Annotated in this window: 20 protein-coding genes and 1 pseudogene; 16 read left to right on the forward strand and 5 right to left on the reverse strand. The window is 41.2% G+C overall.

All coding sequences use genetic code 11. From position 1 onward, the window contains the following. Window positions 1–182: 182 nt before the first annotated feature. Together istA and istB are read left to right on the forward strand one after the other, a co-directional pair. Window positions 183–1,416: pseudogene (gene istA, locus E6139_RS05340) on the forward strand (IS21 family transposase). Between the two features lie 9 nt (window positions 1,417–1,425). Beyond that, window positions 1,426–2,175, forward strand: a complete 750-nt coding sequence (gene istB / locus E6139_RS05350) for an IS21-like element helper ATPase IstB (RefSeq protein WP_316402009.1) — start codon at window positions 1,426–1,428, stop codon at window positions 2,173–2,175. A gap of 169 nt (window positions 2,176–2,344) precedes the next feature. On the opposite strand, the gene E6139_RS05355 is transcribed toward istB, so the two are convergent. Continuing rightward, window positions 2,345–5,098 (reverse strand): DNA methyltransferase, encoded by a 2,754-nt coding sequence (locus E6139_RS05355; RefSeq protein WP_316402010.1) that lies wholly within the window; start codon window positions 5,096–5,098, stop codon window positions 2,345–2,347. 784 nt (window positions 5,099–5,882) lie between these two features. On the opposite strand from E6139_RS05355, the gene E6139_RS05360 reads away from it, so the two are divergent. Next, window positions 5,883–6,380 carry a type II TA system antitoxin MqsA family protein gene (locus E6139_RS05360; RefSeq protein ID WP_316402012.1) on the forward strand — a complete coding sequence of 166 codons (498 nt, stop codon included), beginning with the start codon at window positions 5,883–5,885 and terminating at the stop codon, window positions 6,378–6,380. A gap of 130 nt (window positions 6,381–6,510) precedes the next feature. On the opposite strand, the gene E6139_RS05365 is transcribed toward E6139_RS05360, so the two are convergent. Beyond that, the gene (locus E6139_RS05365; protein ID WP_316402013.1) at window positions 6,511–6,741 is read right to left on the reverse strand and encodes a type II toxin-antitoxin system RelB/DinJ family antitoxin; all 231 of its coding nucleotides are present in this window, start codon (window positions 6,739–6,741) and stop codon (window positions 6,511–6,513) included. Between the two features lie 235 nt (window positions 6,742–6,976). Between E6139_RS05365 and E6139_RS05370 the strand changes: the two genes are divergently transcribed. The 8 genes from E6139_RS05370 to E6139_RS05405 all read left to right on the forward strand — a co-directional run bounded on the left by E6139_RS05370 (window position 6,977) and on the right by E6139_RS05405 (window position 16,557). After that, complete coding sequence (locus tag E6139_RS05370) at window positions 6,977–8,170, forward strand: ATP-binding protein (RefSeq protein WP_316402014.1); 1,194 nt, start codon at window positions 6,977–6,979, stop codon at window positions 8,168–8,170. An 824-nt stretch (window positions 8,171–8,994) separates the two neighbouring features. Next, window positions 8,995–10,515 carry a hypothetical protein gene (locus tag E6139_RS05375; protein WP_316402015.1) on the forward strand — a complete coding sequence of 507 codons (1,521 nt, stop codon included), beginning with the start codon at window positions 8,995–8,997 and terminating at the stop codon, window positions 10,513–10,515. 349 nt (window positions 10,516–10,864) lie between these two features. Beyond that, window positions 10,865–11,524, forward strand: coding sequence for a response regulator transcription factor (locus E6139_RS05380; RefSeq protein ID WP_316402016.1), 660 nt, complete (start codon window positions 10,865–10,867; stop codon window positions 11,522–11,524). Continuing rightward, on the forward strand, window positions 11,517–12,902 hold the full coding sequence (locus E6139_RS05385) for a HAMP domain-containing sensor histidine kinase (RefSeq protein ID WP_316402017.1): 1,386 nt from the start codon (window positions 11,517–11,519) through the stop codon (window positions 12,900–12,902). Before E6139_RS05380 ends, E6139_RS05385 begins: the two co-directional genes overlap by 8 nt. Window positions 12,903–13,067: 165 nt before the next feature. Further along, window positions 13,068–13,388 (forward strand): hypothetical protein, encoded by a 321-nt coding sequence (locus tag E6139_RS05390; RefSeq protein ID WP_316402018.1) that lies wholly within the window; start codon window positions 13,068–13,070, stop codon window positions 13,386–13,388. Between the two features lie 28 nt (window positions 13,389–13,416). After that, the gene (locus tag E6139_RS05395) at window positions 13,417–14,670 is read left to right on the forward strand and encodes an efflux RND transporter periplasmic adaptor subunit (RefSeq protein WP_316402019.1); all 1,254 of its coding nucleotides are present in this window, start codon (window positions 13,417–13,419) and stop codon (window positions 14,668–14,670) included. Continuing rightward, window positions 14,663–15,325, forward strand: coding sequence for an ABC transporter ATP-binding protein (locus E6139_RS05400; protein ID WP_316402020.1), 663 nt, complete (start codon window positions 14,663–14,665; stop codon window positions 15,323–15,325). The genes E6139_RS05395 and E6139_RS05400 overlap by 8 nt, the downstream gene beginning before the upstream one ends. 20 nt (window positions 15,326–15,345) lie before the next feature. Continuing rightward, a complete protein-coding gene (locus E6139_RS05405) occupies window positions 15,346–16,557 on the forward strand; it encodes an ABC transporter permease (RefSeq protein WP_316402021.1) in 1,212 nt (403 codons plus the stop codon). A gap of 201 nt (window positions 16,558–16,758) precedes the next feature. Here the strand turns inward: E6139_RS05405 and thyA are convergent, their stop codons facing one another. Then, entirely contained in the window at window positions 16,759–17,634 is an 876-nt protein-coding gene (thyA, locus tag E6139_RS05410; RefSeq protein ID WP_316402022.1) for a thymidylate synthase, read from the reverse strand. Window positions 17,635–17,897: 263 nt separating this feature from the next. On the opposite strand from thyA, the gene E6139_RS05415 reads away from it, so the two are divergent. Both E6139_RS05415 and E6139_RS05420 read left to right on the forward strand, forming a co-directional pair. After that, window positions 17,898–19,292 carry an ATP-binding protein gene (locus E6139_RS05415; protein WP_316402023.1) on the forward strand — a complete coding sequence of 465 codons (1,395 nt, stop codon included), beginning with the start codon at window positions 17,898–17,900 and terminating at the stop codon, window positions 19,290–19,292. Between the two features lie 106 nt (window positions 19,293–19,398). Further along, the gene (locus E6139_RS05420) at window positions 19,399–20,172 is read left to right on the forward strand and encodes an HAD family hydrolase (protein WP_316402024.1); all 774 of its coding nucleotides are present in this window, start codon (window positions 19,399–19,401) and stop codon (window positions 20,170–20,172) included. Window positions 20,173–20,389: 217 nt separating this feature from the next. Here the strand turns inward: E6139_RS05420 and E6139_RS05425 are convergent, their stop codons facing one another. Together E6139_RS05425 and E6139_RS05430 are read right to left on the reverse strand one after the other, a co-directional pair. Further along, window positions 20,390–21,706 carry a HAMP domain-containing sensor histidine kinase gene (locus E6139_RS05425; protein ID WP_316402025.1) on the reverse strand — a complete coding sequence of 439 codons (1,317 nt, stop codon included), beginning with the start codon at window positions 21,704–21,706 and terminating at the stop codon, window positions 20,390–20,392. 4 nt (window positions 21,707–21,710) lie between these two features. Continuing rightward, window positions 21,711–22,385: a response regulator transcription factor gene (locus E6139_RS05430; RefSeq protein WP_316402026.1), complete on the reverse strand. Its 675-nt coding sequence runs from the start codon at window positions 22,383–22,385 to the stop codon at window positions 21,711–21,713. A gap of 138 nt (window positions 22,386–22,523) precedes the next feature. On the opposite strand from E6139_RS05430, the gene E6139_RS05435 reads away from it, so the two are divergent. Genes E6139_RS05435 through E6139_RS05445 form a run of 3 tightly spaced genes read left to right on the forward strand, consistent with a single transcriptional unit; the run spans window position 22,524 to window position 26,318 of the window. Further along, window positions 22,524–23,999: an ABC transporter permease gene (locus E6139_RS05435; RefSeq protein WP_316402027.1), complete on the forward strand. Its 1,476-nt coding sequence runs from the start codon at window positions 22,524–22,526 to the stop codon at window positions 23,997–23,999. Between the two features lie 12 nt (window positions 24,000–24,011). After that, window positions 24,012–24,671 carry an ABC transporter ATP-binding protein gene (locus E6139_RS05440; protein WP_316402028.1) on the forward strand — a complete coding sequence of 220 codons (660 nt, stop codon included), beginning with the start codon at window positions 24,012–24,014 and terminating at the stop codon, window positions 24,669–24,671. A gap of 12 nt (window positions 24,672–24,683) precedes the next feature. Beyond that, the gene (locus E6139_RS05445) at window positions 24,684–26,318 is read left to right on the forward strand and encodes an aryl-sulfate sulfotransferase (RefSeq protein ID WP_316402029.1); all 1,635 of its coding nucleotides are present in this window, start codon (window positions 24,684–24,686) and stop codon (window positions 26,316–26,318) included. Window positions 26,319–26,678 lie beyond the last annotated feature (360 nt).

Raw genomic sequence — 26,678 nt, forward strand, 5'->3', positions numbered from 1 at the left:
AGGTGGCTCTCTATCTCCGATTCGAGTGGCTCAGTTTTTCCCGATTCAGGTGGCTCAATCACGTCCGATGAAGTGGCTCCCAAACTCCGTCGTATGCAGTAGGAAAAAGGCGATTTAAAATTGTTGGTTTTCCTACATTTTTTATTTTATACTTTTCTCATCGTTACAAGGAGGATCACAAGATGAGAAAAGACATTTACGAAAAGGTGCAACAATACGTGAAGCAAGAAATCAAACCAAACTATGCAGAAATTGCACGGCAATACAATGCGGATTATCGGACGATTAAGACCGCCTATGAGAAATTACTATCCTCTCAAAAAATCGAGAATGACCAGAAAAACCAATCGAAGCAACCGAGCAAGTTGAATCCTTTCAAACAGACAATCAATGAGAAGTTAGCACTTGGCTGCAGCGCAAAGGCGATTTTTAAATTTATTGAAAAGAAAGGATTCGAGGGAAAATACACGATTGTTCGCGAGTATTGCAAGAACCACAAAGCGGATAAAATCAAGCAAGCAACGATCCGTGTTACGCATCAGCCTGCACTTTCTGGTCAAGTCGATTGGAAGGAGGAAATGAAGCTGATAAGCAAGTATGGTGAAGTTTTCCAGTTCAATATTTTTCTTTACGTACTTCCCTATTCCAAAAAGAAATTTATCACATTGACCTTTGATCGCAAACAAGATACTTTATTTCAATGCTTAGATGACGCCTTTTATCACACTGGCGGCGTACCACAAGAAATTTGGTTCGACAATATGAAAACAGTCGTGGACCATTCTCGGACACAATTTACGAATGTTCAGTTTAACGAGCGGTTTTATGCCTTTAGTAAAGATGCAGGTTTTCTTCCAATCGCTTGTCGGGCCTATCGGCCTCAAACAAAAGGCGCCGTTGAAGCGCTGGCTCGCACGATGGAACGACTGCGGGTTTACAATTACGAATTTTGCGACAGTGTCGAGTTAATCAGCATCGTAGATGATTTTTGTGAAGAACTGAATCAAGAGGTATCCCAAGCAACAGAGTGTGTGCCGGATGATCTTTGGCTGGAGAAAGAAAGAAAAAGAATACCTACACTCTCTGCCTGACAACTTATTGACTCCCTATTTTGAAGACGATATTTGCCGTATCGTTTCAAAGGAATCAATGGTGCAGTTTAGAAAGTGTAAGTACTCCGTCGACCCTAAGTATATCGGTTGTGAAGTCATTTTGGAAGTCTCTGAGGTTGAAGATCAAGTAAAAATTTATTATAGCGGTGAAGAGATTCGCGCACATGAACTGACCATTCAACCATTCAATTATCATCAAGACGACATGCGAAATATTCTGAAATCAGATGTTTTCAAGTATCATTCAGATGATGAAATCGAGCGATTCATTGAAGCATCATTGACACAATACGATTTACTTTAGGAGGAGAACATGAGCAATTATCACCAACTGCTTAGCAATTTTGATCAGCTAGGTTTATGTCGAATCAAAGAATATTTTTCCAACTACTTAGAAGTCGTGAATGATCGATCCATTCCATTTACGGAAGCTCTTTTGGAGCTGACCAATCAAGAACTTCTCTATAAGCAATCAAAGAAGGTAGAGCGTGCGTTGATCAAGGCGCGCTTTCCAAAGGTAAAGCGAATGAGCGATTTCGAATTCGGATATCAACCAAGCATTAATAAAAAGCACGTCCTCGATCTACAACATTTGAGTTTTTTGGACAAACAAGAGAACCTTATTTTTATTGGCAATCCAGGTGTTGGAAAGAGTCATTTAGCAACCAGTATCGGTGTCGCAGCGTGTGAACAAGGGATCCGAACCTTGTTCATTAACTGCCACGAGCTTTTATTACGGCTGCAATGTGCGTATGAGAACGGCACGATTGAACGTGTCATGAAACGGTATGCGAATTATGAACTACTAATCATCGATGAAATTGGCTATCTTCCGATTCAACGCCAAGAAGCAGATCTATTATTCCAATTAATCAATGCACGGTATGAACGTCATTCGACTATTTTCACGACCAATTCGAGTCTTTCGGGTTGGGGTGACGTGTTTAAGAATCCAATCGCTACTGCAGCGATTCTCGATCGCCTGGTCCATCATTCACAGATTTTCAAAATTACTGGGAAATCGTATCGACTACGTGACCATCAGGAAAAACTACAAAAATAAACAAAACGAAACAGCCTTTTTCCTACAATTCCTAACCGCCATAAACCTACAATTTTAAACCGTCCTTGACATTTGGAAAGGGATCAATAGAGGTGGCTTTATTTGTCAAAACCTCTGTCCATAATGAAACGCTGTTTTTTGTTAGCCTGCAAATAAGTATTGTCTCAACTTATTTGCCAACCATGCTGATTAAGAAGCTTAATCTATCATTATCATTTAAGAACTCCCTTCCACTATAAGCAATTTCAACTATTTTATCTAATTTGGTATGAGCTTTTCTTAGATCTGGGGGCATTATTTTTCCGTATAAATTTGCGAGTGTATTTCCTTCAGCCATGTAGCTATTTCTAATTTCTATTATTTTTTGTGCCAAATGTTCAATTCCTTCTATCTGGGCAAGGGTTAGTTTAGGAATAGGGAATGTGTTATAACATAGAGTATTTGAGTAACGAAAATCTCCTTTTAATTTTCCTGTTACTAGCCTAGCCCAAACAGTGTGTAATCTAGTTTCTAATACACCGAATAGCTCTAATGGAGCGTTTGTAACCTGATATGCAGCATCGCTGATAATTGTATTTTCATCAAAATAAGCCATTGGTATATATTTTCTCGCTGAGGAGCTAGTTCTAGGAACACCAAGTACATTTTGTTTCCAATATCTGTCTCGTTTATATAGGGTGGGGGTTTCAGCTAACGTTATATCTTCTTTACTAACAGTTTTTCTAAAATCTGAAATAGCCGTCAATCTATCACTCAACTCTTTATTGTTAACGATAAGATTGAAAGGAATATCTTTTGCATAGATGGCATATCTACTAGGGGCAGTTGTGTTTAATATCTCTTTACTACCATAATATGGATGAATATAATTTTTTAACTCAGGGTATCTTTCTAACCATCTATGATACTCATCGGGTAAAAGTATAAAATTTTGATTATCTAATAATAAACTTCCAAGAGTCATATTTGGAAAATCTGAAATAGGATTTCTTAATTTTGTATTCAGAAGTAAAAAGCTAGCGTTTATTAGGTATTCGTTAATTTTTGGAACTATTGTTTTGATAGGACTTTTTGAAATGTCATCGTAAATAAACAATTCTTTATTACGTTTATTTTGAGTCTCCATTCCAATAATAACAACAAACACACTTGCCCCATTGTTATCCCATTTGAACGTTTGATGGGCAAATGAAATATTTATACCCATGTGATTAATTTTTTTCCACAAACTTGCTGCTTGTATTCCTTGAGATATTGAATTTGTTGCAACAAAGGCAGTTTTTACGTTAGGATTTTGATTCATTACAAAGGCGGATTTAATAAACCAACCTGAAACGAAATCCAAATTTTTTATTCCTTCTAACTCAGGTGCTACTTTGTATAAAATTTGTTTATTCTCCGGTCCCATAACTTTAGCGCCTATAAAAGGTGGATTTCCAAGAATGTAGTCTAATTGACTGCAATCAATAATATTATTCCAATTAGTGAGTAAGGCATCGGCAACACTTATTTTAGCCCCTGCATGAAGAGGTAATCTCAGTACTTGTTGCCCAAATTTATTACTAGCTTCCATATTCATAAGATGATCCATTAACCATAATCCTAGTTTTGCGATAGAGGCGGCATAGGCTTGTATTTCAATGCCATAAAATTGTGCCACTTCTACTTTTATACGATCTTCAATAGAAAAAAACGTATCTTGGTAGCTAATATCTAATTTGCGGTTAAAATCTTTTACCCCAATATTGTTATCACGGATGTACTCTTCTCTCAGCTCTGCTTGAATTACATCATGTTCCAATCTTCTTATTTCACGATAGGCTAGAATCAAAAAGTTACCCGAGCCACAGGCGGGGTCAAGAAATTTTAGGGAGGATAATTTATCATGAAATTGATTTAATCTTCTTAGTCGGTCAACTTTATAATTTAAGATTTCGTCGAATTCTGTACGTAGTTCATCAAGAAAAAGTGAGGAGATGACTTTCATTATATTTGTTTCAGAAGTAAAATGAGCCCCAAGATCGTGACGGGATTCATTATCCATAGCCCCCTCAAACATTGAGCCAAATATGATTGGGCTAATCATTCCCCAATCAAGCTTTGTAATTCGTATAAGCATATCTCTGGCTACTTTATTTAAAGGAACGCCTTCAAGCTTAACTTTAAAAAGACCACCATTAATAAATCGAAAATCTTGAATAGCAGTGTTTTTTATACGCAAATTTTTAGGTGTATCTAAAGCTAAAAACAAATCAAGAAGTTTATACAGTAAATCAGATCCATCTTCGTTTGTCTCATTTAAAATATAATTCCTAAACTGATCCTTTTCAAAAATCTCTGTATCATCAGCAAACATACAAAAAACAATTCTTGTCATGAGTAGTGATCTTGAATTTTTTGGATAGTTTAACTCTCTTAATGTATCATGGAATTTTTCTAACTCTTTAGCAGCTTCTGCATTGACTGGTGATTGTGGCTCTCTAGCCACAACCTCTTCACCAAAGAAAAAATCGAATAACTCGATGTACTTTGGTAATTCTTTTGTTAGAAATTTAAAGTGTGTATTTTTATCTAAATTATAAAGTACAATGTAATTGAAATCAGATACCATAACATACTTAGGAATATCATTATCTGATAATTCCATCACATAATCAAAAGCTTGTCTTTTAGCTACTTCTAAATCTTTTCCAGCACTTTTCATTTCGGTAAGCAATAATCCATTGAATAGATGATCAATATAACCACCTTTTACGCGATGTTCAAAACCAACGTTCACCTTTGATTTGTTGATGCCAAAAACATCTACGAAAAGATCGCGTAACCACATTTGAGCTTGTTGTTTTTCATCAGTGTAATCTTTATGCTCTTTTACAAATTTCAAAGCTTTGTTTATCAGTCCATCTCTTTTTTTTGAATCCAAGAACAACACCATCCCACTCTTCTATTTAGATAATTATATCAAATAAATATAGATAGAAGAATCCATGTATTAGTTTTCTGAATAAACATATATAAATAGATCTTGAATTGTTTTTTAAAACGATAAAAGAAGTAAAAATGACTCTTACACACTTCATTACAAAATTATTGAGTTCTATTCATGAAGCTAACCTCATATTTTAGGATGTATTCGAATTAGTTTGGTTTTTCTTCAGGGTTTGACAGCTTGCGGTATTAGTCAACCTTTATTGAAAACAAGAATAACTAATGCTTAGTAGTTCTTGTTAAAAAGAGTTTGCTTAAAATCGTACTATTATATAAAAAATGGCATTAATCTATTTACATGGTTTAAGTTCTTTACTATACTAAGGTTACTCAGGGGTAACCTCAGAGGGCAGATATGGCTGAATATCGAGAAATACAGAATATTATTGATTCATTCAAAAAGGATCTTAAAGTGGGAAAATGCAGTATCATTCCGCGAGAAAAGAATCAAGATACGCTTAACAGACTTCAATGGATCGATGAGGAAGCGTTGCATTATCTTGAAAAGAATCTAAAAGTTGAGCATTATCAATCGGGACCTGAGCAGCCGCATTTTAGGAGTGGGAGGTTGAGAACGGGATCAGTTTGGAAGTTCCTAATGCCTGTAGTTTCTTCAAAGGCTAATATTAGGCTAGAGGTTTACGTCAAATTTCATTATTGCAGAGACGGAACGATTTTTATTTCATTTCACGAATCAGTTTAGAAGGAGGGTGCTTTTAATGGAGAGAATGTGCTATGAGTGCGGCGATGACGAGTTCAAAGAGATTCATGTTTCAAAGAATGTGAAGGTCAAAGAGCTGGAATTTGAAGTTGAACATCGCTATTTCGAGTGCACAAGTTGCGGAGAAAGATATTGCGATTTTGATCATCCAAATGAAAATTTAGTGCGAAATTATAATAAGTACCGGAAGCTAAAAAAATGGCTGATTCCTGAAGAGGTCCGCAATATCCGCGGGAAGTACAAGCTAAGCCAGAAGGAGTATGCCAGTCTTTTAGGAATCAGCTATTCTACTTTGAGTGCTATCGAGAACGGTTCATTGCAAAATAAAGCTCATGAGTCACAATTCGTTCTGTCTCAAAGCGCTATGGGGATGAAGCAGCTGGTGGCTCACAATCAGGAGTTATTCAGCTCGCAAAAGTTATCCGAGCTGCTGAGCCTGCTAGATACTTTGATCGTTGATGAGTATCAAGAGGTGGTGAAGAAGTCTGTGATTTGATTAAAAACCTAGCGACCAGTATTTTTAATTGTATAGAGATATTGGTTGTAAGGTTTTTATTTTTTTATTTAGTCATGTCATAGTTTTTTTCAGAAATGATTTGAAGTTTCTTTTAAACACCGAAGTTCGTCTAATTTTCATCTAGTAAGTCTCTCATGAGCTCTTCTTTTGTAAAAAAAGTTTGGTACTCGCCATTTTCCATTTCCTTGATTGATTGTGCCAAATCATCATTTTTAACGGTCATTTCAAAAGGAATTCCTTGCTCCTTAACGACTTTAGTCAGATATATCTTAATTCCAGTTGTTAAATCTAAACCAAGTTCGTTAAAGATTTTGACTGCTTCTTCTTTTAAGTTGATCATCCACCCTAAAATTAATCTGAGCCATAATAACACATCCTTTCAACCTATATTACTATTACAGGAATGTTCATACGCTTTTGTGCATCCGTGAGCAAACCAAACAAAAACCTGTTACACTATTCTCTATAGGTTCATAAAATTTGAACTAAACTTCAAATTTTGATTAATTTTTCGAAAATTTGAAGTTTAGTTCAAATTTTTGTATAATAGAGAAAAATCTCAAAGGAGACTTCATATGTTTAAACGTGAGTTTTATCTTAATCAGATTGTGAAGTTTAAGGATACTGATTTCATAAAGGTACTGACGGGTGTTCGAAGATCTGGAAAATCAGTTTTGATGATGCTTTATAAGGAGTATCTAGAAAAGAATGGGGTTTCCAATGACAATATCATCTATATGAATTTTGAGGACTTCACGTATCAAACAATTACGACGGATGAAAAATTTCGAACGGCTATTCAAGCACGACTACCTAAAAATTCAAATAAAATTTATTTTTTGTTTGACGAAATACAAGCAGTAGAAAATTGGCAAAAGGTAGTTAATGGTTTAAGAGTAAGTTTTGATAGTGATATTACTATTACGGGTTCGAATGCGGATATGCTTTCGGGGGAGCTGGCGACACTTATTAGTGGAAGATACATTGAAATTCCAATCTATCCTTTGTCATTTCGGGAATTTTTGAGTGTAAAAGAAATTGATAGGAATTCTAGACAAGCGGATCGGGCTTATTCTGAGTATGAAAAATATGGCGGGTTTCCTAGTGTGGTGCTTGCGAATGAAGAATTAAAGGATACGATTCTTTCAGGTATTTTCGATACGATCGTCTTAAATGATGTGGCTTTACGATCTGGAATAAAAGATGCGGAGGTTCTGAAGGCCTTAATTGGTTTTTTGGCTGACAATGTAGGGCAGCTAGTGAATGCAAGTAAAATTGCCAACACATTAAAAAGTGAAGGCATAAATACAAGCGTCCATACAATCAATCGTTACTTGAATTTATTAGAAGCTGGATACTTATTTTATCGTGTACAGCAATACGATATACGTGGAAGAGAATATTTACGAACGAACGGAAAGTATTTCATTGTTGATTCCGGCATGAGACGGAACGCCGTTGGAAGAAAAGAGGGTAACTACAGTAATAGACTTGAAAATATCGTCTTTATGGAATTATTGAGGCGAGGGTATACGGTGGATGTAGGGCGTTTAGCAGATAAAGAAATCGATTTTATTGCAAAAAAGTTGGATGAAACGGTGTATATCCAAGTTTCGTATGAACTACCGAACAATACCCATGAGACGGATAATCTTAACAATATTAAGGATAACTATAAAAAGGTCTTAGTAACTGGTCGCTACTATGAAGTAGAACAAATAGATGGAATATGTATCAAATATATTGTGGACTGGTTGTTAGAAGATTAGAAAAAGAGCAGATCAATTACTAAAAAGTATTGATTCGCTCTTTTTTATAGAATTCAACCAATAGTGTAACCCTCAAAAAAAGTTATTGCCACTTCGCAAGTAACCACATGTCATACCTTTATTACCCGTTCGCCTCATACTTCAACAAATACTCATGTTCTTCTTTAATAAGCTGTTTGATATCGGTGAAATCTTCAGCGCAAAAAGGAACAGGTAGCGATAGCCAAAAAAAAGCAGAATAAGACATTAATATTAACTGTCGATGTTCCATCGGAAAAGAGTGGATCTAATCCGATGAAAAAACCTGCGGTAGATTGCCAAACAAGAATAATGGTACCTAAAGCATTTTATGGACGATTATGATCATAGACACAGGCAGCTGGATAATTAAATTTCTAGTTTTTTCTTTTTCTTTTAATATTCTCAAATTTTTGAGAATTAGATAGATCGTTGTCAGAAATGGAAGTGTCCTGCTAATTTGCTTTTAAAAGGTCCATTTAATAAAATGATTTGGATAATATAGCAAAAAATTGCTCAATCTGCAGAGAGATATAACAAAAAATTACATTATTAGTTGTTATTTTTATAGGTTGATCTCTAGAATAATGAAGCAAATCGCAACGGAATCATGCTTGCTTATCTAGTTCTAAACCTTGCAATTACAGGCGTTTCTGTGTTTTATTGAGATGCGTGAGTAATGGTTTTCATAAATCCATATTGTTTTTTCAACTTATTTATAGCATTATAAGTGTCTTGACATGGTTAAATGGTAATTATATCATTTTAATTGTAAACGCTTACGTTTTTAAAAAGGAGGAAGCTTCATGAAAAAAAGATTATTGTTGAGTATGATTCTTTTTTCTGGATTGGCGCTATTTTTCACCTCAAATGATGCAAAGGCGGCTTCTCTGACTCTATTTCGGGTATACAATCCCAACAGCGGCGAACACTTCTATACAAAGGATTCAAATGAAAGAAAGCATTTGATAAAGGTTGGATGGCATGATGAAGGAACGGCATGGGACACTCCTACTAGCGGAATAACTGTCTATCGCTTATATAATCCAAATGTTGGAGATCATCACTATACGATGGACAAAAAGGAGTATGATCATTTAGCTAAGGTTGGCTGGCGTAAGGAAGGAGAAGCATTCAAGTCAGTTGACAGAAACAGCAAAGAAAAACCAATTGGTATCCCTGTATACAGAGCGTATAATCCAAATGCTCGGACAGGGACTCATAATTTCACTATTAATACGAATGAACAGAAGCACTTGATCAAGGTCGGCTGGAGAGATGAAAAGATTGCCTTCTATGCTCACCACGGTTCAAACGATTACTTCACCATCAAGACTGTTCATAAGAGTGGGAAAACAGTACTAAAGGAATCATCTACTAAGGTGAAGGAAGGCTTCAACTATGTAGGTAGAGCTGAAAACTTCCCAGGCTATGAGCTAGTCGGCAGTAGTACGAAGGAAATCAAGAATATTCGGTCTAGTCAGGAGATCGTCTTCAATTACAATAAAGTGAACAAGGATAAATTGACAAGCGCAATAAAATCTGTCGATGCTCTAAAGGCGGATGACTATACCCCGGTTTCATGGGATAATTTGATAAATGCTAAGGATGCTGCGACGGCTGTTATCAACCGGAAAGAGGCGACACAAAAAGAGGTAGATGATAGCTTGAATGACTTGAATGCAAAGATTAAGGAGCTAGTTAAACGGGCGGACATTAGTGCCTTACAAACTCTTTATAATAGTGCAAAAGGTATGGGACCACAGCATTTTGTAGATTATCCGACTTATACAAAATTCCATGAGGCGTATGCGAATGCATATAATAAAATTCAAGATTTAAACAGTCCACAAAAAGACGTCGATGATGCATTAACGGGATTGAAAGAAATGATTAATTTAGCAAAACCAGATGCATCGCAAACGTTGTTAGATAATTTACAAGGGCTATACGATACTGGTATAACTAAGAATGAGGCAGACTTCACCCCAACTACTTGGCGTGAACTGAAGGCTTCATTAGATGCAGCGAAAACGGTTCTCGATAGTGAACGCCCAATAGAAGAGACAGCCCAAGCTTCATTCGATAAGCTGAAGGCTGCTTTGGATAATCTGGTAGAAAAGGCAGATAAAACTGATCTACAGGCGTTGTATGATGCTTCGCAAGGTTTGGGACCAGCAGACTTTGCTACACGTGACGATTATTTAGAATATCATAATGCGATGGGAGACGCCCGAAATGTTCTCGCGGATGAAAGCCATTCGCAACAACGCGTAGATGATTGTCTTGCTGCTCTCCAAACGGCAGTAGGTAAAAAGATAACCTAAGGGAAGTCCAAGGCAAACCAAATTTTATCAGCTATTGATGGATGGCAAGAAGTATAGCGTTTACTCTACAAATAGATTAAATTAGACTCTAAATCACAGAGACTTTATACGACCTCCAGTTTGATTGCTATTATGCGATCGGACCGGGGGTGTTTTTTTCAAGAAAGCTAAAAGACTGAAAATGAGCACGCAAATAGAGAATAGAGAAGCGTGGTATGATCGAATCAAGGAGAACAGAGCTACAGGAATGTTCATACGCTTTTGTACATCCGTGAGCAAACCAAACAAAAACCTGTTACACTATTCCTTACTAGGACCTGTGGGAAAAATGAAGGATTGGAGATAATGGATGAGACATATATTGGTAGTGGAGGATGAAAAGGAGATTCAGGACTTTATCAAGGAATGTTTACTGGAGGCGGGCTATGAAGTGACGACCGCTGATGATGGCGTGATGGCGATTGATCGTTTTAACAATGGCTCATTTGATCTGGTGCTGCTGGATGTCATGCTGCCGAAAATTGACGGTTTTGCTGTTTGCGAAGTAATTCGGCTGCATTCTTCTGTGCCTATTATTATGCTGACGGCCATGACCGAAGAGGAGGATCAGGTGCGGGGCTTTGATCTGCTGGTCAATGATTATGTCTGCAAGCCTTTCTCTTATGTCGTTTTATTAAAGAGGATCGAAGCAGCTCTGCGTCAGAATACTGTACCAGACACGAACGGCAAGCTGATCCTGCATGACATCGTAGTAAACAAGGGAACGCATGAGGTCTTTTCAAAGAATCGACCAGTTACCTTGACGAAGATCGAGTATAAGATGCTGGTGTTTTTACTGGAGAACAAAGGTCAGGTTCTGACCAGAGAACAGCTGCTGCAGGCAGGTTGGGAGCTGGATTATTACGAGAACAGTGACAAGCTGGTGAATCATCATATGATGAATATTCGTAAGAAACTGGAAACGAACGCGATCGAGACGATTCGGGGAGTGGGGTATCGGATTGTATAATAAACTACGAACGAGTCTGGGAACAAAGGTTTTTGTCTTCACGTTTCTGCTGCTTTCTATCTCAACGTTGGGGCTCTATCTTGTCATCATGTTTTCGGTTCCAGCGACTTACCAGGAGCAAATTGATCAGGAAGTCAGCAACTCCTTTTTTCAATTAGTAAAGGAATTGAAAGAGGACGGATTGGACGAAGATAAAATCGAGAAGTATAGTCAGCGTTATCAGGCGAATATCGATCTTACCGATAAAGCAGGAAATAAAATCGGCAGCTGGGGCAAGCTGCCTAAGCAGGATGGTACAGCAAAAGAAGGAACCGTCATTTCAGCGGCGACAGAATTAAAGATTGGCGAGAAGGAGTATTTTGTGACTATGACAGCGATCGCCGAGCCTGTAAATCAGATTACGGCAATCATGAAGGGACTGCTTCCGTATGTCTTGCTGGGTATCCTGATCTTCTCGACGGTCACCGCTTATATCGTTTATCGGATCATCGCCAAGCCGATCATTAAGCTGAGTGATGTTTCTAAAGCCTATGCAAACTTGGATTTCGACCAGGAAATGTCCATACACCGTAAGGATGAGATCGGACTGCTCTCGATGAATTTGGAGCAGCTTGCACATAATTGGTCGGGTGCTTTAGAGGAATTAAATCAGGCGAATGATCAATTAAAGGAAGAAATTCAGCATGAGGTTGCTCGAAAGCAGCAGCAACGGGAATTCTTTTCAGCTGTCTCTCATGAATTAAAAACGCCGATCACGATCATGAATTGTATGGTGGAGGGAATGATCCATCGCATCGGTCGCTATAAGGACCGCGACGAGTATCTGGTTCATACGCAGGAGACGTTGAGCGACATGGAACAGCTCGTCAAGGAGATCATGATGATCTCGAAATTAGAATCAGAGGCGGAATTAATCCGACCTGTTGATTTTGAGGTTGCTGCTTTACTTGAAACAACAATCGAAAAAAATGCGCAGCTTGCAGATGCTCGCGAGATTAAGATTGTCCAGCAGCTAGAGCGACCTGTGAGTATTCATGGGGATTATGATTTGCTGAAACTCGTTTTTTCTAATTTGTTTACCAATGCGCTCCATCACTCCCCTAAAGGAGAACAGGTTGAAGTGCTCATGGATCAGACAGCGGACCATCTGCTGATTTCTTTTGAAAACACGGGTGTACATATCCCGGAAGAAAAGCTGGCGGATCTGTATGAGCCGTTTCAGCGATTGGAGACCTCGCGAAATCGGAAGTACGGCGGCAGCGGTCTAGGGCTGTATATCGTCAAGACGATTCTCGAGAAGCACGCGTTTCGGTATCGCTTTTTCAATACAGACAAGGGTGTGAAATTTGAGATTCAATTGCCCTTGTCTGGTGAATAATCAAATCCTTTGCTTCACGAACGGCGATGAATATTGAGCCGTTTGTGAAGCTTTTTCTATATCTTGATCGAAACTACATCTTTTCTCGATTAAAACTAGATATTCCTTCGCTATAGTGAATTCAACGAAAGATAAAACAATAAAAAATAGTTGGAGGGATTCGTTATGAAGAAAATGGGTATCGGTCTATTGTTATTATTTGTTGTATTCGGCTTAGCAGGCTGCGGAGAGAAGAAGGAAGCGACTACGGAGTCTTCTGCTGCAAAGCAGGACAATCCATTGGAGGGTCTATCGGAAAAGGATGTTGTTTCCGAGGAAGAAACAGAGGTTGACGGCGAAAAGATCGTTATTAAGACACTGAAGGATGGACAAACGATCGCGTTGCCAAAAGGTATGACCATCGATGACGCGAAGAAGGAACAAGAAAACGGGAACGGAGAGCTTTCGGTTCATGAAGAAGAGACGAGCAAAGATCCGGAAAAATAGAGACTGAAGACGGAAGGAGCGGTGCCTGATGAAAAAAAGAGGGACAAAAAAGAAATCAAATAAAAAAAGCGTGCTGCTTATCCTGTCGTTGGTTCTATTCGGATTTGTCACAGTCATCTTTGTTTACGTTGGCTCAGGCACGGAAAAGCAGGCGGAAGAAAAGCTTATCCCCGTCAAAGTCTCAGAGCTTTCCAAGGATACCAAGGAAGGCGCGAATTTTCTCTTATCGGGAACCATCAAGCCTAAACGGAGCAGCGAGCTGTTCTTGGATGCCAGCAAAGGAAAAGTATTGGAGACCTTGGTCAAGGAAGGCGATAACGTGACGAAGGGGCAGGAGCTGTTTCGTTATGTCAGTCCAGAAAATGAGTTTGAAGTTAATCAGGCCCAGTTGGAGGTCGATAATCAAGCGAAAATTCTGCAGCAAAAACAGGAAGAGTCAGCATTTAAATGGAACCGCCACACGGAAAGACAAAATGAACTGAATGCCGCCACGCAAAAATATAATCAAGCCAGTGAGGAAGAAAAGGAAGCGTTGAAACAGGACAAGGATGCCAAAGCGGAACAAGTTCAGCAAAGCCTAGAAGAGGCACGGTTAGCAGAAACGGAGGTTAAAAATGCGGCATTGCTGGTGGAAAAGGCCCAGATCAATGTGAACTCGATCAAAGAAAAATTCGGGGACAGCACGATTCGTTCAGAGATTGACGGGCGGATACTCAAGATTGATCAGGATCAGCTCAATACTCCATCACAGTCGAAGGACGCCTTCATGCAGATCGTTGATGACTCGGCCCTCTACGTAGAAGGAATGGTGGACGAATTCCGCAAGGACCAGCTGAAGCTGGATCAGCCGGTGAAAATCGTTGATCGCAGCGGATCTGATCAAGTCTGGACCGGAAAAGTAACTAAGATTGACCAGCTGGCTTCTAGTGAGGACGCGGATAAGAAAGAGGAGGAGAATCCGAATTTATCGAAATATCCTTACCGAGCATTGCTTGATCCGTCTGACACCAAACCTGCGCTGGATAAAAATGTCTACCTTTCAGCTGAACCATTGGAAAATGAGGAAGCGTTATTTATCCCCCTTGATTATCTGGTCAAGGAAAACGGGAAGTATTATGTCTGGGTCGTCAAAAATTCAAAAATAAGCAAAACAGAAGTGGCGGCAGAAGAAGTGGCAAATCAAAAATATGCCCGAATTCCGTCTGGTCTCTCCGCGGATCAAGAAATCTTATTGCCGCAGGAAAGCCTAAAGGAAGGGATGTCGATCAGCGACCATGATTAAGCTAACGAATATTTCAAAAAAATATCAGCAGGGATCGCAGGAAATCATTGTGCTGAAAAACATCAACCTGACCATCCAGCAGCAGGAGTTTGTTGCTATTATGGGGCCTTCCGGCTCGGGAAAATCGACGCTAATGAATCTGATCGGTTGTTTGGATCAACCTTCGGAGGGCGAATTGCTGATCGATGGCATCGCTACCGCTCAGCTAAAGGATCACGAATTATGTGATCTGCGGAATCAGACCATTAGCTTTGTTTTTCAGAACTTTAACCTTTTGGCGAAGCAAACGGCGCTGCAAAATGTCGAGCTGCCGTTGATCTATCGAAAAATTTCCAAGAAGGAACGGATTGAACGTGCGAAAGAAGCACTGGCACGGGTGGGATTAGCTGAACGAATGAATTTTCTTCCGAGTGAGCTATCTGGCGGACAAATGCAACGGGTGGCGATCGCGCGGGCACTAGTCACAGATTCTTCGCTGATTCTGGCGGATGAACCAACTGGCGCACTGGATACTAAGAACAGCAGACAAATCATGGAATTCTTCAATGAGCTGAATGTGATCGAAAACAAAACAATCGTCCTGATTACGCATGAACCAGAGGTTGCTGAATATGCCAGCCGCAAAATCATCATTCGCGATGGCGCCATCGCTTAATTGAAAAAGGGGGAAGAGCGTTGATAGAAAACACTAAGCTGGCCTTAAAAGCCATTCGCGAGCATAAGCTTCGTTCTTTTTTAACGATGCTAGGGATCATCATCGGCATCGCAGCGATCATCGCCATTTTCTGTATCATCAGCGGCAACACGGAGAAGATGAAGCAGGGAATCGTCGGCAGCGGAAATAACTCGATCGACATTCTCTACGGCTCCAAGGCGACCTTCAGAAAGACCATCAGAAAATCAAAGGAGACTTTCCCTTCTTATGTGCCGCTGATTCCCGAAAAAGAGATCAATCAGCTGGACAATGCGCCGGAGATCAAAAATGCGACTCTTTTCCAAAAAGAATTCTTACGCATTTTCTACGGGAAAAAAAGCATTCAGTCCAATGTCTGTGCCATTGCGCCGAAGTTTTTTGCGATCACGCCGCATACGCTGATTGAAGGACGCTTCTTCAATGAAAGTGATTATGACGGGAATAAGCAGGTTATCCTATTGCCAAAGGACTTTTATCAGGAACTGTTTCCCCGAGGAAATGGACTCAATCAATTGGTTGAGATCAACGGTATTCCCTTTAAGGTCATCGGCGTGGTGGTCGATCCCAGTCGGAAAAATGAATACACCGAGCGACAGGCCTTTGTCCCCTTTAATAACTGGTCGATCCTATCGCAAAAGGTCAATCCCCAGCCGACCGTCCGCGTCCAAACACAGAATACGGATCAGTTGAAACCCATTAGTAATCAGGTAATCCGTTATTTAAATCAAAAAATACCGGCATCAGATTTTGAATTTGGGGTAAATGATTATGAGGATATCGCAAATAATCTGGAAGAAATCAATCAATCAAACTTTATTATGCTGGTGGGGATTGCCAGTATCTCGCTATTAGTCGGCGGGATCGGCGTAATGAATATCATGCTGGTCTCTGTCACGGAACGAACCAAAGAAATCGGCCTGAAAAAGGCGCTTGGTGCACGCAAGAGTATTATTTTGGCACAATTTCTGATTGAAGCGATCACATTGTCCTTTATTGCCGGAGTCATCGGTGTGTTTTTGGGGATCAGTGTCGGTTTTCTGGTGAGCCGTTCGATGGACTACCCCTTCATCCTTTCAGAAGTGTCAATCATCGGAAGCTTGCTGTTCTCAAGTACCATCGGGATCGTCTTTGGTTTTCTGCCCGCGTACAAGGCAGCGAAGCTAAGCCCTATCGAAGCGTTGAAGTTTGAATAATCCTATCAGAGCAAAGCTAAAATGTAACACGTGTTGATTGGAGGGGAACAAAGGAGTGGCTGAGTCGTTTAATGAGAATGAGGCGATAGAATCGATTTAGGTGAAACGATTTCTAGTATTCATTCATTTAAACGTAGATTTGTATTTTTACCAATCAAAAACAGAGCCGTAAACGATTATTCGTTTCGGCTCTGTTTGCATTTATTCCGCTATCTCATACTTGATAACGCCATTATTCTCATAGCCTTCCAGCTTCACATCAGACAGTCTGCGTTCAAAGAATGAGCGTTGGTTGCCATTCTCATCGTATTTGTCTGGCAGAACAAGCGTTGGTTCGCTGTCTGGGATTGGCTGTGACAGTTGTTCTTTCAGTGCATCGATATGACGATCGTAGACGTGAGCGTCATCGATGGACCAGTGCATCGTGCCAAGTTCGAAGCCTAGCTGATCCGCGATTAGGCGATGCAGGACGGCGTATTGATAGGTGTTGAAGGGCTGGCCTAGTGCCATGTCAGCGGAGCGTTGTTTGACATGGAGATCAAGGACACCGTTATTGACTTTCCAGTTGGTTGCCCAGACGCAGGGTTCCAGCGTCATTTCATCGAGATCATCGACATCCCACAGGCTAGTCATGATGCGGCGGGAGCCGGGATTGTTTTCTAATTGATGCAGGACGTATTCGACTTGGTTGAGTTTTTCTTCATGGTTTGGCAGCTTGCGGCATTTTTTGGCTAATTGGTAGCCGTATGCTTTGCCGATGGTATTGTTGTCATCGACCCATTCGTTCCAGACTTTACAGTTATGCTCCTGCAGCCACGTCACATCGTTGGATAATTCTTGCCAGATCCATTCTAACTCGATCAATGGCGTCTTTTGGAATACGCGCTTTGATTTTAAGATCGGGATACCGTCTGTTGGTTTGATCTTAAAGTTGACGCCTTGGATGAAGCGGGTAGGAGCGGGGCTGCCATCGGCATATTTTGCCCGAACTAGCGCAGGGTCTTGATCCGTGCCGTTTTCAATGATATCCATGACGATGTCGCGATAAATTTTGTCGAAGCCAGTATATTCAGTCACAAGAATTCTCCTCTTTTTATGCTTTTGTCTGAGTTTAACATATTTGGGTGAATTCGTGGATTAAAAATTCTTTAGAGATGTGTAGGGAAAGCGAGTGATTTTATCTTTGTACTCAAAAGCTTATTGCATCAACATTTGCTGTGGATTGACTGTTTTTGCAATTTGAAATTTATGAAATATTTTGATAAACTTAGTCATAGCTAACTTAGTCGTGACTAACTTAGTTACGACTAACTTAAATAACTGAAGGGGGCTGTTTGAACATGTTTGTGGGAAGAGAAAATGAATTGACGGCTTTGAATCAAGCGTATGAGCAGAATAAATTTCAATTTGCGGTTGTTTATGGACGTCGAAGAGTTGGTAAAACCACTTTGATCAATCGATTTGTTCAGGATAAAGAAGTGATTTATTTTTCGGCGGTTGAGGAGAATGAAAAAGACAATCTTCAGCGATTTAGCCAAGCGATTCTATCCTTTGATAGTCCGAACTTATCCTCACTAAGTTTTCCGACTTATGATGAAGCATTTCAATATATCTATGAAAAGGCTAAAACCAAGCGAATCGTCTTAGTGATTGATGAGTACCCTTATCTGGCACAGAGTTATCCCGCGATCAGCTCGATTTTGCAGTCGCACATTGACCACGACTATCTGAATACGAACTTATTCATGATTCTTTGCGGTTCATCGATGTCTTTCATGGAAAATCAGGTTTTAGGGTATAAGAGTCCTTTATACGGCAGAAGAACCCTGCAATTAAAAATTTCTCCCTTCAATTTTGATGAAACGCGTCAATATTTTCCAAAAATGGACAAGGAAGCAGCCTTTATCATTTATTCTATAACAGGTGGGGTTCCACAGTACTTATCATATATGTCAGAAACTGCCAGTGTAAAAGAGAACATCATGAAGACATTTTTGACCCCAACAGGCCCGCTTTTTGAAGAACCAAATAATCTCCTTATGCAGGAATTACGAGATCCAGGCAACTATAATTCGGTGATTCAAGCGATCGCGTTAGGCTCGTCGAAATTAAATGAGATTTCGACCAAGACAGGCTCAACGACAGGGAGCACAAACTTTTATATCAAGAATTTGCTGGATTTAGGTATTCTATCAAAGACCGTTCCGGTGACAGACTTTCAAAAACAAAGGAATAAAAAAACGTTATACGCCATATCTGATGGAATGTTTCGTTTTTGGTATGCCTTCATTCCGAAGAACATGAGCGCAATCCAAAGAGGACAAAAGGAACTTGTATATCAAAATATCGAAAAAGGCTTATCCGGCTTTTTAGGGAAAAGTTTTGAAGAGTTATCGAGAGAGTATCTTTGGCAGCATATTTCGGATGAAGCGATCGTTCCAACACCATTTAGTCAATTAGGGACGTGGTGGGGGACGGATAATCAGAAAAAAGCAGAGATTGAGATCGACATTATGGGCTTTGATTACGAAGGGAGGATCGGCTTCTTTGGCGAGTGTAAATGGAGAAATGATTTATTAGATCATTCAGTGTTAGATACATTAGTCTATCGTGCCAATTTATTTTCGTATCAATCCAAGATTCTCTATCTATTTTCTAAATCCGGCTTTTCAGCAGAGACAATTGATAAAGCAAAAGAGTTAGATGTACATTTAGTCGATTTTAATGATATGTAAAAACAACGAACCTTCAGGAAACTGGAGGTTTTTTTGTGGAATTTTCAATCTGCCAATTGTGATATAATTGTGACAAGTGTGATGAAGATGAAGGAGCGGGTGAGAAATGGAAACGAAGTTGTTTTTTTTTGATATCGATGGAACGCTGACGGATCGCAGGACTGGGCAGGTGGTTCCCAGTGCGAAGCGAGCGTTGGAGCTTTTAGAAGAAAATGGACATTTTGTGTCGATCGCGACGGGGCGGGCGCATTACAAGAGTCGGAGTTTGCTGACGGAGCTTGGGCTGGAAAATATGGTGTGCTCTGGCGGGATGGGCGTAGTCATCAAGAATAAGCTGGTAAAGAATACACCGCTGGATAAAGAGGAAGCGCTGGCGGTCATCCACGATGCGGAGGAAAAAGGTATCGGTGTGCTGATCGCAACGGATGACTCGGAGAAGGTCTATGCCCAGAATGATCTGTTTCGCGAACAGGTGGGACCAAGGCAGGAGCCGACGGAGTATTTCATTGATCCGGCTTTTAATGTGGATGAGGTGGCGGATATCTTCAAGTTTTACTTGGCGCTGCCTAAGGAGCAGGATCATCTGATCCCTGAGCCGAAAAAGTTTGCGAAGCTGCGCTTTGTTCCTGAATACACGATGTGCCAGCATGACAATAAGAAGCAAGGGATTCTCGATGTCTTGGATTATTTTGACAGACCGCGAAGCGATGTGGTGGTCTTTGGTGATGATGTGAATGATCTGGTGATGTTCGATAAAAGCTGGACCAGCATCGCGATGGGGAATGCAGTGGACGAATTAAAGGCGTTGGCGGATTATGTGACCGATCGCAATATCGATGACGGAATCTACAATGCGTGTAAGAAGTTTGGCTGGATTTGACAAACGGTAAATGAAATCTATAAATACGAAATGAGGCCGACTCATAAGTGTTCAGCGTCAAGAAATAAGAAGGAAATTCCGAAAATTGTTCCTCAAATTTTTGTGAATTTTCGGCTTATTTCCGCAGGCGCTACTTATGAGTCGCCGTTTGTTCGCGAATAGGAGCTGATCCGAAAGTCTAAAAGACTTTTGGGTCAGCTCCATTTTTTCTAATCATTTATTTCATGGGCAGCTTGATCTGAAACACCACACCCCGCGGCTCCCAATCCCGTACCGTCAGCTTACCCTTGTGTTGGGTAACGATCTGCTGGGCGATGGCGAGGCCTAGACCATAGCCGCCGGTTTCTTTGGAGCGGGAACGATCTTCGCGGTAAAAGCGTTCAAAGATGTGCTTCTTGTCTTCTTCGCTGATGGAAGGACCATTGTTTTTGACTTCGATCAGCCAATTATCGTTAGAGATTTCGGATTGCAGGATAATCTTGTCTTCTGCTTCGGTATATTTCAACGCGTTGTCCAGCAAAATTACCAAGGCTTGATGGATCCGTTTTTCATCCACCTGCATCGGCTTATCCGCGAAGTTTTCCAGCACGAATTGCTTGTCCTTCATTTCCGCGATCTCCTGGAAGGGCTGTGCCAGCTGCTGGATAAAGGCTTTCGGTTCAACAGCTTCCTTCTGTAAAAGCAATTGATTCGAATCACTGCGAGCCAGTGTCAGCAAATCTTCGGTCAAGCCGTTCATCCGCCGCGTCTCATTCAGTGCTTGGGCAATCGGTTCGGATTCCTCCATGATGGTGTGATCCGGTCTAGTGAAGAGCTGCTGCAGGCTATTTTGAATGATTGCCAGCGGTGTCCGCAGTTCGTGGGAGGCATTTTCCACGAATTCCTGCTGCTTGCGCCACGAATTCATAATCGGCTGCATATTCATTTTTGAAATATAGAAGCTGATACCGATCGAGATTAACCAAAAGACCACCATACAAATAATCAACGTCGTCTCGAAGGTCTTCATCGAGTCAGCGATCTGGTTAGTATTGGCTAAGAACTGAATATAGGCGATTCCTTCATAGTTCTCTGCCTTGATGGTATAGGAGCGGAAGGACAGCTTCTGACTTAGATCTGCCGAGGTTTTCAAGCTCAGGGCTTGAACAGAATCGAGCTGCTCCTTGTCCAAGGTCAAGTATTCCAATTCGGTAAAGCGCCCACCGATAACGTCCTTGTTCAGAATCTTGCCGTCCTTTGACCATAGAATGATCTGGGTGTTGAAGCGGTTGTTGCCAGCGGGCCCTTTGTCCATCCGCTCTTCATCCGGCATTTGAGCCAGAAAGGGATTATTCTGCTGGTAGCGATTGATCTCCATCTGGATGAGGTGCTCATTGTTCGCCATCTGCTCTAAAGAAAGATCCGTTTGTCGATAGGCTGAGCTTTGCAGCAGCTGCAGGGTAATGAAGCCCAGCAAGACAAAGATCGCCGCAAAAGCGGCAACATTGATGAAGAAAAATTTTAGCCGTTGTCTTCTCGAAATTTCCGTGTTCATAAAATCAATCCTTTTGCAAAATGTAGCCGACATTTCGCAGTGTTTTAAACAGGTGATCGACTCCAGCAGGCTTCAGGTGCTTGCGTAAATGGCTCATATAGACCTCCACGACAGTAATAGTGGTATCCGAATCAAAGCCCCAAATCCGATCAAAAATCTGTTCCTTGGTCAAGATAACACCCTTATTTTGGATAAAATAGACCAACAGATCAAATTCTTTTCCTTGAATCGGCAGGGCGTCATCATCAGCCGTCACTTCTTTGGTCGCGAGATTGCAGGTGACATTTTTATAGGTTAACTGATTTTCAGAAAATAAACCCAGCGAACGCTTTAGCAAAGCTTTGACCCGCAGGATCAATTCCTCGCGGTAAAAAGGCTTGGTTAAATAGTCATCGGCGCCTTTTTGGAAGCCTGTTACTTTATCCTCTAGGCTATCTTTGGCGGTTAGAATCAGCACCGGTGTCTGAATAATTTTCTCCCGCAAATCCGCCAAGACTTCATAGCCGTTCTTCTCCGGCAGCATCAGGTCCAGCAAAATCAGATCATACATTCCGCTTTCCGCCTCAAATAGTCCTTCCTCACCGTCATAGACTTGAGTAATTTCGCCTAGGTCGGTCAAAATTTCCTTTATATTTTCTGAAAGTGTCACTTCATCTTCTACTATTAATAGTTTTATCATGTTTCTGCTCCTTTTTTATTACTTATTCAGTGTACCATGTCTTTCCTAAACCAAGCTTAAAACTTTTTTCCTGTTGCTTAAGCTTAAGTTAAGACAGCTTGACTATTCTACAGGCAGACAGATGAAGGGGGAAACAGTATGAATTACATCAAACGGGCGATCCAAAACCTTTGGGCCAAAAAAGGACGCAGTATCTTAATGATCGCGGTCTTTTCAGCCATATTAATCTTTGTTTTAGCGGGGCTGACGATCCGCAGCGGCGCAGATCTTGCGACAACGAACGCGAAAAAAAGTGTCGGAGCGACAGTGACCTTATCGACGAATCGAGAGGCGATGTTCAAAAATGCTGATTCAGAGGATGAAAATAGTCGCCCTGATCCAGGCAGCTTCGAACGAACACCGGTCAATCTGAGCGATGCTGAAAAAATTGCGAAGCTAGACAATGTGAAATCCTATTCCTTTGAAGCCAGCACCTCGGCGGATAAAAGCTCGGGAATCACACCGATTTCAAGTGATACTGAAGAGGAAGAAACATCAGATGAACAGATGGGCGGTTTCGGCGGACAAGGGGCTCCCGATGGTATGAGCCAAGGGGATTTCCAAATCAAAGGTGTTTCTGAAAGCAGCTCTTATAATGATTTTTCTTCAGGAACAGCCAGCATCGTAGACGGTGAGGCAATTACTTCAGCAGATGAGGGTACCAATAATATCTTGATCGAAGAAAGCTTAGCCGAAGCCAACGAGTTGAGTGTCGGCGATAAATTTAAGATTAAGGACAGCGACGATAAGGATGTCGAGGTCACCATCAAGGGCATCTACAAAACCAGCAACTCCGGTGACAGCATGGGGGCGCGCTTCAACTTTATGAATCCAGCGAATACGATCTTTTCTTCTTATACGATGGTCAATACGCTGACTGGTTCAGATGGAAAAACCATCGATTCGGCAGTGTACAACCTAGATGATCCAAAGGAGATGGACAGCTTCGTGAAGGAAGCCAACAAATTAATCGATACTGATACCTTTAGTTTAGAAACCAACGATCAAATGTATCAGCAAATGCTGCAGCCATTGAACAATGTCTCCAGCTTCGCGAAAAATATCGTGATCCTAGTCGCAGCGGCTGGCGTGATCATTTTGACACTGATCATCATGCTGTCGATTCGTGAACGGAAATATGAGATCGGCGTATTGCTTTCATTAGGCGAATCCCGCGGGAAAGTCATCTCACAATTTTTCGTAGAGATCTTTGTCTGCATGGTCTTCGCATTAGGAATCGCGGCAGCCAGCGGAAATGTTGTCGGCAACGCAGTCGGTAACCAATTATTGAGTCAACAGACGACTTCGCAAAATGAAAGTCAGGCCAACGCAGCCGGAGATAATGGCGGACCGGGGCAAGGCGGACAAGGACAAATGCCTGGCGGAGGTCGTGGCGGACAAATGGGCGGCAATCCATTCACTCAAACAGAAGAGATCAGCGAATTGAACATCTCCGTTCAGCCGATGGAAATTCTCAGTCTTGCAGGGATTGGACTAGGCATCAGCTTATTCTCGATCGTGCTCTCATCCGCGGGAATTTTACGATTGAATCCGAAAAAAATCTTGATTTCATAGGAGGAAAATTTTATGACATTATCAACCAAAGACTTAGGCTACTGGTACGAAAACAACGGACCACTATTCGAAAAGGTCAATCTAACCTTTGAAAAAGGCAAGATGTACGCCATTTTAGGCACTAGCGGCTCAGGGAAAACGACTTTTTTATCCCTGATCGCCGGACTGGACACACCAAAAAGCGGGGAGATTCTTTATGAGGACGTCTCCTTGAAGAAGATCGGACTGCGGGAATATCGGCGCAAGGACGTCTCGATCGTCTTTCAAGCCTACAATTTACTGCCGTATTTATCAGCGGTAGACAATGTGGTCACCGCGATGGAGATCGCCCAAAGCCAGCAGGCGGACAAGAAAGCCTATGCCTTGGCAAATCTGGAGAAGGTCGGAATCACCAAAGAACTAGCCGAGAAAAAGGTCACCTTATTATCCGGTGGTCAGCAGCAGCGGGTCGCCATCACGCGGGCGTTATGCTGCGAGCATGACCTGATTGTTGCCGATGAACCGACTGGAAACTTAGACGAAACAACCTCGGGCGAGATCGTCAAGCTGTTTCAGGAGATTGCCCACGAACAGCAAAAGTGCATCATTTTAGTCACCCATGAGCAGGAAGTCGCCAAAGGATGCGATGTGGTGTATGAGCTGAAAAATCAAGCATTCAGGCAGGTTTCATAGAGGAGGAATTAGATGAGGACGACCCTAAAGAAGGTGAGCTGTTTTATCGGATTGACCATTTGTTTAGCGGGCTGCGGTGTGAGCGGTAGCGTATCGAATGAGGTAGAAAATGAAGCACTCTCGGTCTCACTGAATGAAGATTGGCAGGAAGATCAAAGTGAAAAAGAGAAGAAGTATCAGACACTATTGGCAAGCGGCGACTACGATGAAGACAATATTTATGTAAAGGTCGATCCTTATGATGCCAGCCCATTATCCGCACTGCTGCTTTTCCAAACAGAGGAAGCCGTGAAGGTGGATATTTCCGTCGCAGGCAAGGATGAAGAAACGACGATCAAGAACAGCTTTGATGACTATACGACAGAACACAGTATTCCCGTTTTAGGGCTCTATGCGGATCAAGAGAATGAAGTAACGGTAACATTGACTGACGAAACAGGAAACAGCGTGGAGAAAAAAGTAACGATTAAAACAGGAACGTTCCCGGATTCTATCGCGAAAATCGACGTCAAAGAAGCCGATACCGAAAAAATGGCGCTTGGCGATAGTGAACTGACCTTCGTTGTGCCAAGTACCAAACGCGCCTATGCCTTTGATGCCAATGGCGATGTCCGTTGGTATTCGACCCGCTACAACAGCCATATTTTCCAAGAATTAAACAATGGCAATCTGCTCTATCTGACCAAAGAATCCAACGACGCCGACACCTATAACGTACTGCTGGAGACGGACTACTTAGGAAAAATCTATAACCGTTACGATTTTTCCAGCTATAGTGCTGCAAATGATACAGGAAAGAGCGATGGGGAGATGACAGTCATCCATCATGACGGCATTGAGTGGCCAAGCGGTAATCTATTGTTGACTGTCAATGATGGCAGTAATTACATCGAGGATACCATGATCGAGCTGAATCGTGAGACCGGTGAGATCGAGAAAACCATCGATCTAAAAGACATTTTACCGGAATCCTTCTATGAGGAGTACGATTCAACAAGTCGCGAGGATGGCAAGATCGATTGGTTCCATCAAAATTCGGTAGAGTATGATGAATCAGATAACAGTATCGTCATTTCCGGGAGGCATCAGGATACAGTGATGAAAATCGATTATGAGACAAATGAAATCAAATGGATCATGGGAGACAGCAGCGGCTGGCCGGACAGTTACCAGAAATATTTCTTAGAAGGTGATGCCAAAGCCAGCGGCGGACAACATGCCGCAATCGTTCTGCCAGATCAAGATGATAACGAGGAAACTACCGATATTCTGTTCTATGACAACAATATCTCGGTGACGCGCGGCGACGAAGAGACTTCTGAAAAATACTCAGAAGCCCGTCAGGTTCGTATCAATGAAGAAGACATGACTATCGAAGAGATTTGGACCTTTGGCGAAGATTTAGGCAAAGAGTATTACACCAAAATCATCGGCAGTGCCCGCTACCTTGAAGATACTGGCAACCGCTTAGTCAACTTTGGCTATCGTGACGAAGGGAAGTCTAGCTCGATTATGGAAGTCACCGAAGAGGGTGAAACAGTTCTGAACGTTGATCTGACCGATTTCCCAACAAGCGCCTGGGCATATCGTGCAGAGCGATTCTCGCTGTATAACGAGAACTGGACATATCAATTAAATGAGGACTAAGTAATTACTACAGAACACGATGCTAAACGACACCACTAGATGAAAATATCAGTTCGCTGAATCAATAATTACAACTAAAAAATAAACACCAAAAGCAATCCTTTAAAAAAGGATTGCTTTTTTTCTGTTATTAAAAGTTGTGAAAATTCCTTCAAAACACTTTAAAAAAAACGGATTATCTGATTGATAAAAGCGGTGTTTGGACAAGCCGTAGACAGTCCCATTTATTTTAGACTAGCCAAATCATCATTTCAATCAAAGTCAAAGCTGCTGGGCTTCATTATGATTACTACACTCTCATGAGGAACCTTTTAACCGTTTTATATAGCATATAATTATCTGTGTTATGAAAAGGAAGAA

The sequence above is a fragment of the Enterococcus sp. genome (assembly GCF_032555305.1).
In the GTDB taxonomy this organism is placed as follows: Bacteria; Bacillota; Bacilli; order Lactobacillales; family Enterococcaceae; genus Enterococcus_A.

What these genes read in the sequence shown, in the direction of transcription:
- istB (WP_316402009.1), top strand. Translation starts at nt 1,426, where the DNA reads ATGAGCAATTATCACCAACTGCTTAGCAATTTTGATCAGCTAGGTTTA.
- E6139_RS05360 (WP_316402012.1), top strand. Translation starts at nt 5,883, where the DNA reads ATGGAGAGAATGTGCTATGAGTGCGGCGATGACGAGTTCAAAGAGATT.
- E6139_RS05365 (WP_316402013.1), bottom strand. Translation starts at nt 6,741, where the DNA reads ATGATCAACTTAAAAGAAGAAGCAGTCAAAATCTTTAACGAACTTGGT.
- E6139_RS05370 (WP_316402014.1), top strand. Translation starts at nt 6,977, where the DNA reads ATGTTTAAACGTGAGTTTTATCTTAATCAGATTGTGAAGTTTAAGGAT.
- E6139_RS05375 (WP_316402015.1), top strand. Translation starts at nt 8,995, where the DNA reads ATGAAAAAAAGATTATTGTTGAGTATGATTCTTTTTTCTGGATTGGCG.
- E6139_RS05380 (WP_316402016.1), top strand. Translation starts at nt 10,865, where the DNA reads ATGAGACATATATTGGTAGTGGAGGATGAAAAGGAGATTCAGGACTTT.
- E6139_RS05390 (WP_316402018.1), top strand. Translation starts at nt 13,068, where the DNA reads ATGAAGAAAATGGGTATCGGTCTATTGTTATTATTTGTTGTATTCGGC.
- E6139_RS05395 (WP_316402019.1), top strand. Translation starts at nt 13,417, where the DNA reads ATGAAAAAAAGAGGGACAAAAAAGAAATCAAATAAAAAAAGCGTGCTG.
- E6139_RS05400 (WP_316402020.1), top strand. Translation starts at nt 14,663, where the DNA reads ATGATTAAGCTAACGAATATTTCAAAAAAATATCAGCAGGGATCGCAG.
- E6139_RS05415 (WP_316402023.1), top strand. Translation starts at nt 17,898, where the DNA reads ATGTTTGTGGGAAGAGAAAATGAATTGACGGCTTTGAATCAAGCGTAT.
- E6139_RS05420 (WP_316402024.1), top strand. Translation starts at nt 19,399, where the DNA reads ATGGAAACGAAGTTGTTTTTTTTTGATATCGATGGAACGCTGACGGAT.
- E6139_RS05425 (WP_316402025.1), bottom strand. Translation starts at nt 21,706, where the DNA reads ATGAACACGGAAATTTCGAGAAGACAACGGCTAAAATTTTTCTTCATC.
- E6139_RS05430 (WP_316402026.1), bottom strand. Translation starts at nt 22,385, where the DNA reads ATGATAAAACTATTAATAGTAGAAGATGAAGTGACACTTTCAGAAAAT.
- E6139_RS05435 (WP_316402027.1), top strand. Translation starts at nt 22,524, where the DNA reads ATGAATTACATCAAACGGGCGATCCAAAACCTTTGGGCCAAAAAAGGA.
- E6139_RS05440 (WP_316402028.1), top strand. Translation starts at nt 24,012, where the DNA reads ATGACATTATCAACCAAAGACTTAGGCTACTGGTACGAAAACAACGGA.
- E6139_RS05445 (WP_316402029.1), top strand. Translation starts at nt 24,684, where the DNA reads ATGAGGACGACCCTAAAGAAGGTGAGCTGTTTTATCGGATTGACCATT.